This window comes from Arthrobacter sp. TE12232, from assembly GCF_054062615.1.
The window spans coordinates 1,484,813-1,502,178 of record NZ_JBSSFK010000001.1 but is presented as its reverse complement, the minus strand read 5'-3'; the positions used below and the strand labels follow the sequence as shown (position 1 = coordinate 1,502,178).

At 67.7% G+C, this 17,366-nt stretch carries 14 protein-coding genes; 7 read left to right on the top strand and 7 right to left on the bottom strand.

The annotated features are described in order from the left end of the window. Nucleotides 1–179 precede the first annotated feature (179 nt). A complete protein-coding gene (locus ACVWZ7_RS06580; protein ID WP_456507351.1) occupies nt 180–2,774 on the bottom strand; it encodes an ABC transporter in 2,595 nt (864 codons plus the stop codon). A gap of 78 nt (nt 2,775–2,852) precedes the next feature. Here ACVWZ7_RS06580 and ACVWZ7_RS06575 point away from each other — a divergent pair, with 78 nt between their 5' ends. Further along, nucleotides 2,853–3,974 carry an adenosine deaminase gene (locus ACVWZ7_RS06575; RefSeq protein WP_456507350.1) on the top strand — a complete coding sequence of 374 codons (1,122 nt, stop codon included), beginning with the start codon at nt 2,853–2,855 and terminating at the stop codon, nt 3,972–3,974. 79 nt (nt 3,975–4,053) lie between these two features. Here ACVWZ7_RS06575 and ACVWZ7_RS06570 read toward each other — a convergent pair whose 3' ends face one another. Beyond that, nucleotides 4,054–5,028 carry an aldo/keto reductase gene (locus tag ACVWZ7_RS06570; protein ID WP_344364451.1) on the bottom strand — a complete coding sequence of 325 codons (975 nt, stop codon included), beginning with the start codon at nt 5,026–5,028 and terminating at the stop codon, nt 4,054–4,056. A gap of 206 nt (nt 5,029–5,234) precedes the next feature. Here ACVWZ7_RS06570 and ACVWZ7_RS06565 point away from each other — a divergent pair, with 206 nt between their 5' ends. From ACVWZ7_RS06565 to ACVWZ7_RS06555, 3 genes are all read left to right on the top strand, one after another. After that, on the top strand, nt 5,235–6,968 hold the full coding sequence (locus ACVWZ7_RS06565) for a SulP family inorganic anion transporter (protein WP_116768093.1): 1,734 nt from the start codon (nt 5,235–5,237) through the stop codon (nt 6,966–6,968). A gap of 178 nt (nt 6,969–7,146) precedes the next feature. Next, nucleotides 7,147–8,076 (top strand): pullulanase X25 domain-containing protein, encoded by a 930-nt coding sequence (locus ACVWZ7_RS06560; protein ID WP_456507349.1) that lies wholly within the window; start codon nt 7,147–7,149, stop codon nt 8,074–8,076. A gap of 143 nt (nt 8,077–8,219) precedes the next feature. Further along, on the top strand, nt 8,220–9,014 hold the full coding sequence (locus ACVWZ7_RS06555; protein ID WP_456507348.1) for an alpha/beta fold hydrolase: 795 nt from the start codon (nt 8,220–8,222) through the stop codon (nt 9,012–9,014). Nucleotides 9,015–9,380: 366 nt separating this feature from the next. Here the strand turns inward: ACVWZ7_RS06555 and ACVWZ7_RS06550 are convergent, their stop codons facing one another. Together ACVWZ7_RS06550 and ACVWZ7_RS06545 are read right to left on the bottom strand one after the other, a co-directional pair. Next, complete coding sequence (locus ACVWZ7_RS06550) at nt 9,381–11,180, bottom strand: glycoside hydrolase family 13 protein (protein WP_456507347.1); 1,800 nt, start codon at nt 11,178–11,180, stop codon at nt 9,381–9,383. Nucleotides 11,181–11,304: 124 nt separating this feature from the next. Next, on the bottom strand, nt 11,305–12,573 hold the full coding sequence (locus ACVWZ7_RS06545) for a mechanosensitive ion channel family protein (protein WP_456507346.1): 1,269 nt from the start codon (nt 12,571–12,573) through the stop codon (nt 11,305–11,307). A gap of 255 nt (nt 12,574–12,828) precedes the next feature. Here ACVWZ7_RS06545 and ACVWZ7_RS06540 point away from each other — a divergent pair, with 255 nt between their 5' ends. After that, nucleotides 12,829–13,584 (top strand): hypothetical protein, encoded by a 756-nt coding sequence (locus tag ACVWZ7_RS06540; protein WP_456507345.1) that lies wholly within the window; start codon nt 12,829–12,831, stop codon nt 13,582–13,584. Here ACVWZ7_RS06540 and ACVWZ7_RS06535 read toward each other — a convergent pair. Continuing rightward, complete coding sequence (locus ACVWZ7_RS06535) at nt 13,556–13,981, bottom strand: hypothetical protein (protein WP_456507344.1); 426 nt, start codon at nt 13,979–13,981, stop codon at nt 13,556–13,558. The genes ACVWZ7_RS06540 and ACVWZ7_RS06535 overlap by 29 nt on opposite strands. Here ACVWZ7_RS06535 and ACVWZ7_RS06530 point away from each other — a divergent pair. Further along, nucleotides 13,947–14,546, top strand: a complete 600-nt coding sequence (locus ACVWZ7_RS06530) for a hypothetical protein (RefSeq protein WP_456507343.1) — start codon at nt 13,947–13,949, stop codon at nt 14,544–14,546. The genes ACVWZ7_RS06535 and ACVWZ7_RS06530 overlap by 35 nt on opposite strands. A gap of 5 nt (nt 14,547–14,551) precedes the next feature. Here ACVWZ7_RS06530 and ACVWZ7_RS06525 read toward each other — a convergent pair whose 3' ends face one another. After that, entirely contained in the window at nt 14,552–14,815 is a 264-nt protein-coding gene (locus tag ACVWZ7_RS06525) for a YegP family protein (RefSeq protein WP_456507342.1), read from the bottom strand. A gap of 222 nt (nt 14,816–15,037) precedes the next feature. On the opposite strand from ACVWZ7_RS06525, the gene ACVWZ7_RS06520 reads away from it, so the two are divergent. Further along, nucleotides 15,038–15,355 (top strand): acylphosphatase, encoded by a 318-nt coding sequence (locus ACVWZ7_RS06520; RefSeq protein ID WP_456507341.1) that lies wholly within the window; start codon nt 15,038–15,040, stop codon nt 15,353–15,355. On the opposite strand, the gene ACVWZ7_RS06515 is transcribed toward ACVWZ7_RS06520, so the two are convergent. Continuing rightward, nucleotides 15,333–17,096: a RecQ family ATP-dependent DNA helicase gene (locus tag ACVWZ7_RS06515; protein WP_456509077.1), complete on the bottom strand. Its 1,764-nt coding sequence runs from the start codon at nt 17,094–17,096 to the stop codon at nt 15,333–15,335. The two genes, ACVWZ7_RS06520 and ACVWZ7_RS06515, sit on opposite strands and share 23 nt — an antisense overlap. Nucleotides 17,097–17,366 lie beyond the last annotated feature (270 nt).

Below are 17,366 nucleotides of genomic sequence, written 5' to 3'. Positions count from 1 at the left end.
AGAGGTCATTACGGTGTCTACCGGTCGGGCAGTATCTGGTGGTGGCAGCACCGGGCATTCAATACCCGGTTGCCGGGCATGCAAACCAGATTAAGGCAGGGCCTGCCCGTTATCAAGACGTTATTTTTCCCGTTTCTGCCGTTATCATCCCGCCGCTGGCTCACGCGAACATGTTCGCGTCAGACCCCGAGCATGGTGGCCAGGTAAGGCGCAGTCCGGCTCGTCCCGGAGCGCGCGACGGCGGCGGGCGTCCCGGTTGCCACGATCTGACCGCCGGCGTCGCCGCCGGCCGGGCCCAGATCGATCACCCAGTCCGCGGCGGCCACCACATCCATGTCGTGCTCGACCACGATGACGGTGTTGCCGGCGTTCACGAGCCGGTGAAGCTGGGCCATGAGGAGTTGGACATCGGCCGGGTGCAGGCCGGTGGTGGGCTCGTCCAGCAGGTAAAGGGAATGGCCGCGCTGGGCCCGCTGCAGTTCGGTGGCGAGCTTGATGCGCTGGGCCTCGCCGCCGGAGAGCTCGGTGGCCGGCTGGCCGAGGCGCAGATAGCCCAGTCCCACCTCGCGCAGCGTCTCCAGGCTGCGTGCCGCCGCCGGTACCTCGGCGAGGAACTCCGCGGCCGCGTTGACGGTCATGCCCAGGACCTCCGCGACGTTCTTGCCGCGGTAGGTGACCTCGAGGGTGTCCGGGTTGTAGCGCGAGCCGTGGCATTCGGGGCACGGGCCGTAACTGCCGGGCAGGAACAAGAGTTCCACGGCCACAAAGCCTTCACCCTGGCAGGTCTCGCAACGGCCCCCGGCAACGTTGAAGGAGAAGCGTCCGGCCCCGAAGCCCCGGGCCTTGGCCTGGTCCGTGGCTGCGAATTCCTTGCGGACCGCGTCGAAGAGGCCGGTGTAGGTGGCGAGGTTCGAGCGCGGGGTACGGCCGATCGGCTTCTGGTCCACCTTGACCATCCGGTCCAGCCGGTCCAGCCCTGTGACCGGGCCAACGCTGAGCGGCTCCGCGGACTCGCCGGCCTCGGACTCCAGGTCCTCAGCGGCTGTCGCCGCGGCGTCGGCCTCCGGGTGGAGCCGGGCACCGACGACCTCGGCGAGGACCTGGCTGACCAGCGTGGACTTGCCGGAGCCGGAGACACCGGTGACCGCGGTCAGTACGCCGAGCGGGAAGTGGGCGTCGAGGCCGCGCAGGTTGTGGCGGCTGATGTCCCGCAGTTCCAGCCAGCCCGCGGCTTCCCGGCGGCTGCCGCTGGCGGCCGGACCGCCGTCGTCGTTCGCTTTGTCCGAACCATCCGGGAACAGGAACGGCCGGGTGACCGACGCGTCCACCTCCGCGAGACCGGCCACGGGACCGCTATAGAGCACTTCGCCGCCGCCCTCACCGGCGCGCGGACCCACATCCACCAGCCAGTCGGCGCGGCGGACAATGTCCATGTTGTGCTCCACCACGAACACCGAGTTGCCGGAGGACTTGAGCTGGTCCAGGACCGCGAGCAGGGGCTCGGCATCGGCGGGGTGGAGCCCGGCGGAAGGCTCGTCCAGCACGTAAATCACGCCAAAAAGGCCGGAGCGGAGCTGGGTGGCGATCCGCAGCCGCTGCATTTCGCCGGGGGAGAGGGTAGGGGTGGAGCGGCCCAGGGCGAGGTAGCCGAGGCCGAGGTCCAGCAGCACGGTGACGCGCTGCAGGAGGTCCCGGGTGATCGCGACGGCCACCTCGTTGCCCTCGGCGGAGGACTGTTTGCCGGGGGACTGTTTGCGTGAGGCGGTTCCGGCCTGTGTGAGCTCGGTGGTGGGGCGGATGATGTCCGCCAGCTCCGTCATCGGCACGGCGTTGAGCTCGGCAATCGTGCGGCCAGCGAAGGTCACGGCCAGGGCGGCGGGCGTCAGGCCGCTGCCGCCGCAGCGAGGGCACGGGCCGGTTTCCATGAAGCGCAGCACCCGGTCGCGCATGGTGGTGCTCTTGGAATCGGCCAGGGTGTGCAGCACGTAGCTCTTGGCACTCCAGAACCGGCCCTTGTAGGGCTTGGCGACGCGGTCGCGCTGCGGCGTCACCTCCACCACGGGCTGTTCCTCGGTGAAGAGGATCCAATCGCGGTCTGGTCTGGACAGCTTCCGCCAGGGCGTGTCGACGTCGTAGCCCAGGTGCGTGAGGATGTCGCGCAGGTTCTTGCCCTGCCAGGCCCCGGGCCACGCGGCGATGGCGCCGTCGCGGATGGTGAGCGAGGTGTCCGGGACCAGCGAGGATTCGGTCACGGTGTGCGCGATCCCCAGGCCGTGGCACTCCGGGCAGGCGCCGGCGGCGGTGTTCGGCGAGAACGCATCCGAGTCCAGCGGTGCGGCGCCATCCGGGTAGCTGCCGGCGCGGGAGAAGAGCATGCGCAGCGAGTTGGACAGCGTGGTGAGCGTGCCCACGGTGGAGCGCGAACTCGGCGTGCCCCGGCGTTGTTGAAGCGCGACGGCGGGCGGCAGCCCGGTGATCATCTCCACCTTGGGGTTGTGCCCCTGCTGGATGAGCCGGCGGGCGTAAGGGGCCACGGATTCGAAGTAGCGGCGCTGTGCCTCGGCGTAGATAGTGCCGAAGGCGAGGGACGACTTGCCGGAGCCGGAGACTCCGGTGAAGGCGACGATCGCGTCGCGGGGCACATCCACATCCACGTTGCGCAGGTTGTTCTCCCGTGCGCCGCGCACCCGCACAAAACCGTCCGTGGGGGTCCCCGGAGCCAGGTCCGGAGCGGTGGGGCCGGGCAGATCGGAAGCATGCTGTTTAGTTTGCATTGATTCGACTCTATCGGTGTCGGAGGGGTGCGGGCATATCGGTGCGGGCGTATCGGGGTGCAGGCATATCCTTACCGAATGGAAACAAACGACGCCGGCACGGGCACCGGTACCCCAACCGCCGCCGGCATAGATGCGGCCGCGACTGACCCTGACAGCGGCGAAGCCCCGGAACTTGCCGAAGCCCCCGAACTTGCCGAGCTCCCCGAGGAAGCCCACGTACTCCCGGTCGCTGAACTGCACTTGCACATTGAGGGAACGCTCGAGCCGGAGCTGATCTTCGCGCTCGCCGAGCGCAACGGGATCCAGCTGCCGTATGCGGACCTGGACGAGTTGCGTTCCCGGTATGAGTTCACCGACCTGCAGTCCTTCCTGGACCTGTACTACGCCAACATGGCGGTGCTGCAGACCGAACAGGACTTCGCGGACATGACCCGGGCCTACTTGAGTCGGGCGGCGCTCGCCGGGGTGCGGCATGCCGAGATCATGCTGGACCCGCAGGCGCACCTGTCCCGCGGGGTATCGCTGGAGACGTGTGTCAACGGCGTCGCCTCGGTCCTGGCGGGATCCCAGGAGGAGTTCGGTATTTCCACCCTGCTGATCGCGGCCTTCCTGCGTGACCTCTCCGAGGACTCCGCCCTCGAGGTGCTGGAGCAGCTGCTCGCCATGGGCGCCCCGATTGCCGGCATCGGCCTGGATTCCGCCGAGGTGGGCAACCCGCCGGCGAAGTTCCAGCGGCTCTTCGCCCGGGCCAAGGACGCCGGCCTGCACCGGATCGCGCACGCCGGCGAGGAGGGACCGCCGTCGTACATCATCGATGCGCTGGACCTGCTGGACGTGGAGCGGATCGATCACGGCATCCGCTGCATGGAAGATCCGGACCTCGTGGAACGGCTGGTTGACGAGCTCATGCCGCTGACCGTGTGCCCGCTGTCCAACGTCCGGCTCCGGGCGGTGGACACCCTGGCCGAGCACCCGCTGCCGGCGATGCTCGCCGCGGGCCTGAACGTCAGCGTGAACTCGGACGATCCCGCGTATTTCGGTGGCTACGTGGACGACAACTTCGCCCAGCTGAAGTCGGTGATCGGCCTGTCCGAGTTTGACTGCGTCAGGATGGCCGCGAACTCAATCCGCTCCTCTTTCGCCACCGACGAGCGCAAAGCCGAGCTGCTGGCCGAACTGGCGGCGTCCGGCGTCTAACACCACGGTTGCCCTATCACTTATGGTCGCTAAAACGCCCGGATAGGAGCCATAAGTGATAGGGCAACGGCGGTGGCGCTTAGACGTCGATCGTGCCCATGTTCGGGTAGCGTGCGCCGGCGGCGACGCCGGCCGGAGCGAGCTCATCCAGACGGTTGAGGTCTTCGGCGGAGAGTTCGACGTCGACGGCCCCCAGGTTCTCCCGCAGGCGGTCGCGCTTCTTGGTGCCCGGGATCGGAACGATGTGCGCGCCCTGGGCCAGCAGCCAGGCCAGCGCCAGCTGCGCCGGGGTGCAGCCCTTCGCGTCGGCCAGTTCCTTGACCCGATCCACGAGCTGCAGGTTCCGGGCAAAGTTCTCGCCTTGGAAACGCGGGGAGTGCCGGCGGAAATCGTCCGCCGCAAAGTCATCGGGGCTGCGGAATTGTCCGCTCAGGAAGCCCCGGCCCAGCGGGCTGTACGGGACGAAGCCGATGCCCAGCTCAGCGAGCACCGGGAACACCTTCGTCTCCGGCTCGCGTTCCCAGAGCGAGTATTCGGTCTGCAAGGCGGTGATGGGGTGCACCGCATGGGCCCGGCGGACGGTGTCGGCGCTGGCCTCGGACAGGCCAAGGTGCCGGACCTTGCCGGCCTGGACCAGCTCTGCCATGGCTCCGACGGTGTCCTCGATGGGGACGGTCTTGTCCACCCGGTGCTGGTAGTACAGATCGATGTGGTCCACGCCCAGCCGCTGCAGGCTTGCGTCGCAGGCGGCGCGCACGTAATCGGGGGAGCCGTTGATGCCCACCCAGGATCCGTCGGCCCGGCGTTCGTTGCCGAATTTGGTGGCCAGGACGACGTCGTCCCGTCGGCCGGCGATGGCCCGGCCGACGAGGGTTTCGTTGGTGAAGGGGCCGTACATGTCCGCGGTGTCGAGCAGGCTTCCGCCGGCGTCGAGGAAGGCTTGGATGGTGGCGATGGACTCGTTGTCGTCGCCGTGGCCGTAGAACTCACTCATTCCCATGCAGCCCAAACCCAGGGCTGAGACGGTGAGCGAACCGAGTGTGCGGGTTTCCATGGAAATCTCCTCAAAAAGAACGGCGGGGGCGGCCTCCGGCACCTGATCCGGCACCGATCGGGCATCTGACAGGGCGGCCGGACGGCGCGCAGTGGGCAGACCGCCACTCTAGGCCCATCGGGCGAGCGGCACAACGGAACAGCGGCCGGCCCGGTTCACCCTCGCCGGAGGATGCGCCGGGCGGCGCCGAACGGCAGAGTGCACGTATGACGAAGACTGGACAGCGGCGCGTCGGATGGCTGCGCGGGGTGATGCCTGGGCTCGACGTCCCCGCCACGTACCAGAGAGAGTGGTTCGGCAAGGACATCATCGCTGGAGTCGTCCTGGCGACGTTGCTCGTTCCCCAGGGCATGGCCTATGCGGAGCTGGCGGGACTGCCGACGATCACCGGCCTGTACACCACCATCCTCTGCCTGCTCGCCTATGCGGTCTTCGGCCCGTCCCGCATCTTGGTGCTGGGACCGGACTCTGCGCTCGGTCCAATGATTGCCGCGACAGTCCTGCCGCTCATCGCCTCCGACGGCGACCCGCAGAAGGCGGTGGCACTCGCGTCGATGCTCGCGCTCATGGTCGGCCTCATCATGGTCCTGGCGTCCGTGGCCAAGTTCGGCTTCATCGCCGATCTCATCTCCAAACCCACCATGATCGGCTACATGAACGGCCTCGCAATCACCATCCTGGTGGGCCAGCTTCCGAAGCTCTTCGGTTTCAAAGTGGACAGCGATACCTTCGTCGGTGACTTCGTCGGCTTTGTTCAGGGCGTGGCCAACGGCGAGACAGTGGTCGCGGCCGCAGCAGTCGGCATCGCCGGGATCGTGCTGATACTTGCCCTGCAGCAGTGGCTGCCCAAGGTCCCTGCTGTGCTCGTCATGGTGGTCCTTGCCATTGTGGCGACCACCGTCTTTGATCTGGCCAGCCGGGGCGTCTCCCTTGTCGGGGAACTCCCGCGAGGCTTCCCGCCGTTCACCATTCCCCGCGTGGAGCTCTCGGATATCGGACTGATGTTCGCCGGCGCCCTGGGCATTGCGCTGGTGTCCCTGACGGACACGATTTCGAATTCGTCGGCGTTTGCGGCACGCTCAGGCCAAGAGGTTCATGGCAACCAGGAGATGATCGGCATCGGTGCCGCGAATCTGGCCGCGGGCTTCTTCCAGGGCTTTCCGGTGAGCACGAGCGGCTCCCGGACAGCGGTCGCGGAACGTTCCGGGGCCAAGACCCAGCTCACGGGTGTGACGGGTGCCGTGCTGGTGCTCCTCATGCTGGTGCTGCTTCCCGGGCTGTTCCGGAACCTGCCACAGCCGGCTCTGGCGGCCGTGGTGATCACGGCGTCCGTGTCCCTGGCCGACATCCCCGGCACCGTGCGTCTGTGGCGCCAAAGCAAGGCCGAATTCAGCTTGTCGCTTGCTGCCTTCCTCGGGGTTGCGTTCCTGGGTGTGCTGCCCGGCATCGGCATCGCCGTCGGGCTGTCCATTCTCAACATCTTCCGACGGGCATGGTGGCCCTATGAGACGGTGATCGGGCGGGTTCCGGGATACGAGGGATTTCACGATGTGAACTTCCACCCCGACGCGAAGCATCTGCCCGGACTGGTGATCTACCGCTGGGACGCACCGGTGTTCTTCGCCAACGTCAAACCATTCCGCGACAACATCCGTCAGTTGGCCCGGACCGAACCCAAGCCGCGGTGGATCCTGCTCGCGGCCGAACCGATCACGGACGTGGACACCACCGCCGCGGACGTGCTGATCGAGCTGGACCGCGAACTCGACGCGCAGGGCACGTCCCTGGTGTTTGCCGAGCTCAAACACCGGGTCAAGGACAAGATCGAACTCTACGGGCTCAAACAGGAAATCGATCCGCACCACTTTTACCCCACCCTCGACGCTGCGGTGGCGGCTTACGTGGCTCTCACGGGGGCTACGTGGAGCACGGAGGACTGAGCGGGGACTGACCCCGCGTTGCTTTGCTACTGGCGGGTACTGGTGAGTTGATCCCCCGCGCGCCCCGGTTGGCGCTGTCATAGTGGGTCACGACACATAGAGTTAACAGATCCCGCTCGCAAAAACCAACGTTTCCTTGGCAAAATGCAGGTGGATCAATTGCTTCTAAAGGAGACCCATGGGCGCGAACACCGCGGAAAACACCAACCTTCGGCTAAAGGCCGTGCTGGATGTCCTGTCAGAGGAGGTATGGACCGGCGAAAAACTGAACGCCGGAGCCGTCCTGGGCGAGGCCATCGTGCGGGTGCCCCTCAATGACCACGAACGTGAACTGCTGAGCGGCGGCATTCCCCGCGGCCACAAGACGCTGACCTCTGCCACAGCCAAGCTGGTCAAGGCCGGCTGGCTGGTCAAGGGCCGCTCCGGCTGGTCCATCACTGACGACGGCCAGCGCGCCACGGTTGCTTTCGCCGAGCCCGGCGCCTTCGCCGAAGCGCTCGACGCCGGTACTCCGGTTCCGGCCGGCACCCCGCTGCCGTCTGCGCCGGCAGAAAAGCCCGCCACGAAGGCTCCGGCCAAGACTGCTGCGAAGGCCACAGCAAAGACCGCAGCGAAGGCCGAGAAGGCGCCGTCGACAGCCGGTAAGGTCGCTGACAAGGCCGCCAAGCTCGTCGAGGAGGCCGTTGCGCCCGTCGCCAAGGCGGTGCGGAAGCGCAAGCCCGCTGCCAAGGCCCCTGCGGCAGAAGCCCCGACGGCCGTTTCGGCAGCCCCGGCGGCAGAAGCGCCGGCCGTCAGCACCGAAACCATCGAACAGCCGGAGGCCGTTGCGGTTGCCGGCGACTTCAACATCCTGCTGGGCGCCCCGGCCAACTGGGCGCCGCAGTATGACGAAGTACAGATGGAACTGGACCTGGTGGACCAGCTGTGGAAGATCGCCGCGGACATTCCCGCCGGCTTCTACACCTTCAAGATCGCCCTGAACCGCTCGTGGGACGAAAACTACGGCGCGTTCGGCACCTTCGACGGCCCCAACCACGAGGTCCACCACGACGGCGGCGTCCTGGTCATTCAGTACGACCACCGCACCCGGGACATCGTTCTGCCGTAGGCTCTGACACCCTATTTCCCGGCTGACGCGCAAATGACCCTTCGATGCCTGAATTCCGGCATCGAAGGGTCATTTGCGCGTCGCGGGCGGAATTGTGCATCCTGAGCCTGCCCCGGGACCCCGGACCGGCCTAGCATTGCCTCGTGGAGACCGTCGAGCTCGCGGGCCTGCGAATCCGGTACCAGCGTGCGGGCCAGGGGCCGCCGCTGGTCCTGCTGCACGGTGCTTACGAAGACAGCCGGATCTGGCGGCGGCAGCTCGACGCGCTCTCGGATGAATTCACGGTTTTCGCCTGGGACGCCCCCGGGTGCGGAGGCTCCGACGACCCGCCACCGGACTTCACCGGAAAGGACTTGGGCGACGCCCTGGCCGGATTTCTGCGCGAAGCAGTGCCCGGCAGGCCGCACGTCCTCGGACTGTCCATGGGCTCCGGCATTGCCCTGGAGCTCTACCGGACACACCCGTCAGCCCCTGCGTCGCTGCTGCTGGTCTCGGCGTACGCAGGCTGGGCGGGATCCCTGCCGCCCGAGGAAGTGGAGCGCCGCTACGCGCAGGTGCTGGCCGAACTTGAGCAGCCGCCGGAACAATTCATCCCCGTGTGGCTGCCCACGTTGTTCACCGACCGTGCCGATCCCGCGGTGGTGCAAGAAGTCAGCGCCATCATGGCCGACTTCCATCCCAGCGGCATGCGGGCACTCCTAAACGCGAACGCACACGCCGACTATCGCGATGTCCTGCCAACCATAGAGGTGCCCACGCTGCTGCTGTACGGCACGGAGGACGTCCGCTCGCCGCTCAGCGTGGCCCGCGAAATGAACCAGCGGATCCCGGGCTCGACGCTCGTGACGATTCCCGACGTCGGGCACATGGCGGCCGTCGAGGCGCCGGACGCCTTCAATAGGGAAGTGCGGAGCTTCCTGCACGGGATTGCCGGGTGAGCCACGCCGAGGATTGACGCTAGAGCCCGGTGATGCCCATCAGAACCGGGTTGGGTCCGGCCGCGGCGGCATCGGGCCTGGATCCGGAATCGGGAGGGGATTGGGCGTCGGGAACGGACCCGGTGCCGGTGATGGCGTGGGCGCCGGTCCTGGCATCGGCTCGGGCCCCGGCTCAGGCCCAGGAACCGGCGGCGGCGTGATCGGACCTGGTTCGGGCGGGAACGGATCCCCGGGCTCCGGCGGCGGCGTCGTGGGTCCCGGTTCCGGCGGAAACGGATCGGGTTCTGGTGTCGGAGGAATTGTCATGTCAGGCTCCCTCAGTCTCTGCGGATGGTGTGTGTTGCGCCGGACTTCCGGTCCGGTGGTCTATCCAGCCGGCCGCCCTACTCCGGCGCGCAGGACCTTCAGCTCCCAGGGCCGGAGATGCAGTAGGGGCGCCGCGGCATCTGCAGGGTAGTTTCCCAGGACCAGTTCCGCGCTGTCCCAACCAGCTGGAACATCACCAACCGCAACGTCGGCGTCGTCGAGCGTCACCTTCTGGTCCTGACCGGAAAAGTTGCCGAGCACCAGCAACGTGGTACCCGGCAGCGACCGGGTGAACGCGTAGACGTGGGGGTCATCCGGCAGGAGCATCGTGAAGGTCCCGTGCGAGACCACCGGCTCCGCATGCCGCAGCGCAATCACCTTGCGGTAAAAGCTGAAGACCGAGTCCGGGTCATCCACCTGGGCGGCGGCGTTGATGTGGTTGGCGTTCGGGTTCACCGCGATCCAGGGAGCCCCGGTAGTGAAACCGGCATGCCGGGAGGCGTCCCACTGGACCGGGGTCCGCGCGTTGTCCCGGTTGAGGGGCGCGAGGGCGGCGAGGACCTCGGCGTCGGTATGGCCGAGGTGCGTGGTGGCCTCGCGGTGGTGGTTGAGGACCTCGATGTCGCGGTAGTCGCTGATCGCACCGAAGGTCATGTTGGTCATGCCGAGTTCTTCGCCCTGGTAGACATAGGGCGTGCCGCGGTGCAGGTGCAGGATGCCCGCCAGCATCTTGGCGGACAGCTCACGGTACGTACCGTCGTCGCCGAAGCGGGACACGGCCCGGGCCTGGTCGTGGTTGCCCCAGTACAGGCTGTTCCAGCCGCGCTCGGCCAGGCCGTCTTGCCAGCGTCCCAGGGTCTGCTTCAGCTCGGTGAGCAGGAGTTTCTTAGGCCGCCACTTGTCGCCCTCTTCCTGATCCAGCGCCACGTGCTCGAACTGGAACACCATGTCCACCTCGGCCCGGGCCGGGTCGGTGAACAGGACGGCTTCCTCCACCGTCACGCCGGGCATTTCGCCGACAGTGAGGAGCTCTCCAGTGCGGCCGGCGAAGACTTCCCGGTGCATCTCCTGCAGGAACTCGTGCATGCGGGGGCCGTCGATGTAGAAGGGGGTGCCGTCGCCGTAGAGCTTGCCGTCGCCGCGGGGGCCGTCCGGGAGGGAGGTGTCCTTGGAGATGAAGTTGATGACGTCCATCCGGAAGCCGTCCACACCCCGGTCCAGCCACCAGTTCATCATCTCGTAGACCGCCGCGCGGACCTCGGGGTTCTCCCAGTTCAGGTCCGGCTGCTTCTTCGAGAAGATGTGGAGGTAGTACTCCCCGGTAGCCTGATCGAACTCCCACGCGGGCCCGGAGAACGCCGAGCCCCAGTTGTTCGGCTCCGAGCCCGTGCCCGGCGCGGAGCCAGCCCCGCCAGCAGCCGCCTCGCGCGGCGGCCGCCACCAGTACCAGTCCCGTTTCAAGTTGTCCTTCGAGGAGCGGGATTCAACAAACCAGGGGTGCTCGTCCGAGGTGTGGTTGACCACGAGGTCCATCACCAGCTTCATGCCCCGCGCGTGAAGCCCGTCGGTCAGGTCCCGGAGCTGCTCCAGCGTGCCGAAAAGCGGATCGACATTGCGGTAGTCGCTGATGTCGTAGCCGTTGTCGTCCTGCGGCGAGGTATAGATCGGGGACAGCCAGACGACGTCGACCCCCAGGCGCTTCAGGTAGTCCAGTTTGCTGATGATGCCGCGGAGGTCGCCGATGCCATCGCCGTTGGAGTCGGCGAAGCTGCGCGGATAGATCTGATAGACGACGGCGCGTTGGAACCAGTCGCTTGACGTCGCCTTAGGTTCTTCCGCAGGGGCTTGTTCGACCGTCATGGGACTCCTCAGCTGGTCCGGCAGGCGATGCGGGAGAGCGCTGTTGCTGCCCCCGCCAACGTCTGATTATTGACCAGTTGGCGGGGGCTGGGAAGACCTTGCCGGGCTTAGGGCCGGCCCGGCGCTAGTTCTGCGAGGCGATGGCGTTGTCGCGGTCCTCGAAGACATCCTCGCCGGGACCGGAGAAGGCCTTGGAACGCTGGATCGCCTCGATGGACCCGGTGAACAGCTGGGAGTCGTGGGGGTCCGCGTGCCGGTGGTGCTCGTCCGCGGCGGAGACAGTGCCCGGTCGCTGGGACCCCGGGCGCTGGGGACCTGTCCCGGCGTCGGAGGCGCTGGAAGCGGCGGAAGCGGTGGCGGCCGAAGGCAGCCGTTCGAGGCGGACGTGGGGGAGCGCCGTCGGGTGGTCCTGCTGCAGGAAGAGCACGAGTTCTTCACGGATCAGGCAGCGGAGGTCGAAGAGGGAGGCGCTGTCCGCGGCGCTGACCAGGATGCGCACCCGGACGAAGCCGGCGGTGGCGTCGGTGATCTGCAGGATGCCCACGCGCTTGTCCCACAGCGGCGTGTCGGCCAGGACCTTCTTGAGCTCGGCGCGCATCGCTTCGACCGGTGCGCGCCAGTCGAGGTCGAACTCCACAGTGCCCATGACCTCGGACTGCCGGCGGGTCCAGTTCTCGAACGGGGTGGTGGTGAAGTAGGTCGAGGGCAGGATCAGGCGGCGGTCGTCCCAGATGTGGACCACCACGTAGGTCAGGGTGATTTCCTCGATCCGGCCCCATTCCTTCTGGACCACCACGACGTCGTCCACCCGGATTGCGTCCGTGAAGGCCAGCTGGATGCCGGCGAAGACGTTGACCAGCGAGGTCTGCGCGGCGAGGCCGGCGACGATCGAGATCACGCCCGCGGAGGCCAACAGCCCGGCGCCGAGGGCTTGGATCGCGGGGAACGTCAGCATCATGCTGCCCAAGGCCACCACCACGATCAAGGCGACGCCGATCCGCCGGGCCAGGATCACCTGGGTGCGCAGCCGGCGGGCGCGGCGGTTGTCCGCGACATCCACCCGGTACCGGGTCAGGACCATCGCCTCGACGATCAGCAGCATGGCGATGGCCAGCCATGCCAGGGAGGCGATGAGCGCAATGAGCAGCAGATGGTCCAGGGCGTGGCGCCATTCGAGGTCCCCGGTGGAAATGGCCAGCGCGATCCGCACGGCGATCAGGCACAGGGAAAAGCGCAGCGGCAGCCGGGCCACGCGGGAGGTCTCGCGCAGTTCGGGTTTGCTGCGGTTGAGCCGGAGCACAATCTTGCGCACCAGCCAGGACAGGACGAGTCCGGCAACCACGGCGAGGGCCATGGCCAGGAACGGCATTGCTTGTGTCAGGAACTCTTGCATTACTTAAGCTCTAGCAAGCTTCCGTGGCCAACTGAAATCGGCGGAATGTCAACGTGCGTCCCGTCACGCCGCTGCGGGCTGTGGCGTCACGCCGGGGCACTCGGCTTCGTTCGGCGGCGCCACGGCCGCACCGGGCCCGGTTCTGTGGCCGCCGCGGCGTGGAACGGCGTGGCCGCCGCGGGACTTTTGGCTCTGGTTTCTGCGGCCCGGCGATCGAGAATGGTCGAACCACTTGAATCCCAGGGGGAGGGTGACATGCGTCGACTTTCGGCACTCGGCACGGCAGCATCGGCCGGCGTCTTGGTTGCGGCGCTGCTCGGCGCCTGCAGTTCGCCCTCCGGTTCTGGTTCGCCGTCGCCAACCATGCCGACCGTGCCGCCTTTGACCTCCGCGCCCGCCAGCAGCGGCGCCGCCGATACCGCGCCGACTGAGCCGTCGGCGGCACCGGACACGCCCGCGCCGACGGCGGCGAACTGGCAGACCCTCAAGACGCCGGACGGGAAGTTGCAGTTCGACCACCCGGCCGAGTGGACCATCAAGGACCGCGGCGCCGAGGCCACTCCCGTCGGGGTGTTCCTGGAGGTCCTCAACCCGGGCGGCAAGTCGCTGGCCACGTTGCGGACCAATGTGGCCACCAGTGCCGAATGCACGCCAAGGATCCCGTACTCGGTACTCGACCTCGTGCCCGTGCCCGCTTTGGCCCAGCAAGGGGTCACCCCTCACTTCATCTTTGAACTGCGGCTCTATCCGGCGGAGAAGGACCCCACGAAGGCCAACGTCATGGCGTACGGCCTCAGCTCGGCACCCAAACCGGCCGGCCCCGACGCCTGCCCGATCTTCCACTACTTCACCTGGCCTCCCGGCGGAGCCTCGTTCGGCGGCGTCTACAACCCCTTCGACACCACCCCCGGCAACGAGCCCAATGTGGACACCCCGGAGGCGTACATGAACACCGCCGAATACCAGAACGTCAAGAGAATGATCACCTCGCTGCGGCCGGCGGGGCAGTAGAGGCGGCCGGGCTCGTGGCAATGGGGATGAAGGGACGGGCGGCGTCTTCCGCCGGTTCGGCAGTGGCTCCGGCAGCGGTTCCCGCTCCTGTACTGTCCGCGCTGACGGTCGCGGCTCTGCTGCTGGTCGGCTGCGGTTCGCCCGCTGGGCCGCCGGCGCCTTCCGGCGCTGCGACGACGGCAGGCTCGACATCGGACACGGCGACGCCTGGAAAGTCACAGGGAACAGAGCAGGGAACAGAGCAGGGGACAGCGTCCGGGACCGCGTCGCCGGGCGCTTCATCGGCAACGCCGGGAAGCTCTTCGGGAACAGCATCGGGAACATCGCCGGGAACATCGCCGCCGGACGGCTCGGCGACGGCGGTGGGGCCGCCGTCGTCGGACTGGAAGACGTTCACGACGTCGGACGGGACGCTGAGTTTCGACTATCCGGCCGCCTGGGTCGTCAAGGATCCCGCCGGGCAGGCGCCGCTGGGAGGCGAATTCGTGGACGTTGTGAACGCCGCCGGGAAGCAGATGGCCGCGCTGCGCACCAACGTGGTCACAGGCACCGAATGCGGCGATCAGCAGCCCTACCTGCTGATCGATTCGCAGCCGATGCAGGCGCTCACCGAACCCGGCTCGGCGGACCAGAACGGGCCGCGCTACGTCTTCGAGGCCCGCGGTGACTTCAGTGCGGCGCAAGCGTCGCCGCCAACCATCGCGTCGTACGGAATCACCATGATGCCGCCTGAGACGGGGCCTACGGCGTGCCCGATGTTCCAGCTCTTCCTCTGGCCGCCCAGCGGAGCGCTATTCGGCCAGGCCTACAATCCGGCGAATAACACGACGCCGGGGGACCCCGGGCTGCCATACCTCGCGAAGGCGAAACTCTATGCCACCACGGCGGAGTACCAGGATGTCCGGAAGATGATCACGTCGCTTCGGCCTGCAAAGGGTGCGGTGAGCGAGCCGGCGAAGTAGCCCGGCTATACGGCGGGCAAATGCCGCCGTCGACGGCTTATCGGCCCCGGCGAGGCGCTCCTGCTAGTGCGCGGCCCTGTCCACGGGTTACTGCGGGCCTCACTGATCAGCCCGGTGCCTGCGCACTCGCGCACGGCCATGATGCCGTCCGCCGCCTGGCGCTTGTCGTCGAATGCTGTGGAAATGGCCAATACGGTTCCGTCGGCGGCGAGAAGCCGGAACCGGACGTTGGATTCCGAGTCAGTGAAGATTTCGAACTGTCCAGCCATCGTCTTGTCCTTTCGGGCAGTTGTTGCTGCCGGGGAGGTTAAGAGCACTTCCTTGTGCTGTTGCCGGTTTTCGACAAGCCGTAGTGCTGGCAGCCAGCCTTGCGCGGACTGCAGCCACGAATAAGAGGCTAAGGTCCCTTAGTGTCTGGTGGGTGAGACCAAATCCGTGAGGCCAAGCTGTAAGACCAATCCTCTGGCCGTGCCGGGCGCTACATTGGGAGCATGACTGACAAGCACCCTGGGCAGTTTTCCGCGGATGCCGGGGAGCCCGTGCGGCTGAACGCGCGGGTGTCCGGCGTGGTTCAGGCGGTCGGCTTCCGGTACTGGACGGTGCGGAAGGCCGAGGACCTTGGGCTGACCGGCACTGTCAGGAACAACGACGACGGCTCTGTAGGCATTGTGGCGGAGGGGCCGCAGCCTGTGGTGCTGGAGTTGCGGCGCTGGCTGCGCTCGTCGGAGGCGCCGGGCCGGGTGGAGGACGTCCAGGAGTCCGTGTCGGCGGCGACGGGCGCGTTTACTAGTTTCCGGGTGGTGTACTGAGCGTCAGCAACCCGTGGCCCAGGACGGCTTTGCGGGACAGCGTCCGGTAGCCCTCGCGGTCGAACAGCACCGTGATGAGGTCGCCGTCGTGCCCCATCACCAGGCCCGGACCCCAGAGGGCATGCTCCACTCGGGAGTTCAGCGGGAACGCCTCAGCACCGCTGGCGGAAATGTTGGCGGAGATGCGGGCCGCGGAAACACCGACTGCGGAATCACCGACGGCGGCAGCCCCGCCGTCGTGCTGGCCGTTGTGCCCGTGCTCCAAGAGCAGCGCGGTGCCTTCGGTGCAGGTGTCGCAGTTCCTGCAAGGTTCGGGCAGGTCTTCACCGAAGTAGCCGAGGAGGAACTGGCGGCGGCAGCGGTGCGTTTCGGCATAGTTGCGGATCATCGCGATGCGGGACTTGTCCACGCGCTCGCGGGCTGCGGCGAGTTCGACGGCGCGTTCCACCACGCGGGCGGGCTCCGCCGCCGGGCCTAGTGCCACCTCGAGCCGGACGCCGTCGTGTGCTGTGACGGCGCCGGTGTCCTGCAATTGGTTCAGCAGGCCGGTAATCCGTCGGGCGGGGAAGCCTGTCCGCTCGGCCAGCGTCTGTGGCGGGAGCGGGCCGCCCGACTCCCGCAGCACGGTGAGGACCGCCAGCAGCGAGGCCTCGTCCGGAGTGTGGGTGGCGAAGAAGCGCCGCAGGCCGAGGTCCTCGGAGCGGTAGTGGAGCACTGCGACGGCGGGCTGCCCGTCCCGTCCGGCGCGGCCGATGTGCTGGTAGTAGCTGTCCAACGATTCGGGGATGTCGGCGTGGATGACGAAACGGACGTCGGGCTTGTCGATCCCCATGCCGAACGCTGTGGTGGCAACCACGACGTCCAGGCGGCCGTCGAGGAACTGCTCATGGACGAGCTCCCGCTCGGCGGCCGTGCGGCCGGCGTGGTACGCCGCGGCGCGGAGGCCATTCCGGGCCAGCCTCGCGGCGTACTTCTCGGTGTCCTTCCGCTTGGCGGCGTACACCAGCCCGGGCCCGCGCCCCGCGGTGACCAGTTGGGCGACCTGGCCGACGACGGCGAGGCGCTTCTCCTTGTCCTCATGGTGGCGGTGCACCTCCAGGCGGATGTTGGGCCGGTCGAAGCCGTGGACCAGGACCAGCGGGCCGATCATGCCGAGGCGGGCCAGGATCTCCTCGCGCACCGGGGGAGAGGCAGTGGCCGTCAGGGCCGCGGTGGTCGGGTTGCCGAGGCGCTCGCGGACCTCGCCGAGCCGGAGGTAATCGGGCCGGAAATCGTGGCCCCAGGCGGAGACGCAATGGGCCTCGTCCACCACGAACAGGGCGATGTTGAGGGCCGCGATCCGCTCCACTGTGCTGGTCCTGGCGAGCTGTTCCGGCGCGAGGAAGAGGAACGCAGCCTCGCCGGTTTCCACCTCCTGCCAGGCGTGCTCCTGTTCCCCGGCGCTGTGTGAGGAGTTGACCGCGACGGCGACGGCCGGCCCCGCGGCGTCCCGCAACCCGTCCAGTTGGTCCTCCTGCAGGGAAATCAGCGGGGACACGACGACGGTGGGCCGCTGCTGCTGTCGGTGCAGCAAGAGGGCGGGCACCTGGTAGATGGCCGACTTCCCGTAGCCGGTGGGCATGACGGCGAGGACGTCCCGCCCGGCGGCGAGGGCGCGCATCCCGGTGAGTTGGCCTTCCCGGAGGTGCGCCAGGCCAAAGGTGACGTCGGCGAGGTGGCGGAGGTCGGCGTCGTCGTTCACTGGAGGCTGGGGCGGAGGGAGCTGGGGCGCCGGGAGCGCTGGAACCGGGGGCGCCGGGGCGTCCGGTACCGGCGGATCCGCGCTGGAAGCGACGGCCTCGGTCATGATTGCAGCTCCGTTGCGACAGTTTGCGGTGAAGCGGGGCGGCCATGGTGCGGGCCGTTGATTTCAGCGTAGGACGTGCCCGAAGAGTTACGAAACTCGTGCGCCCGGGATCGGTCCGGTCCGGGGCGTACGGGACAAAGGACCCTCGGCAGAGAACGTGTTTCT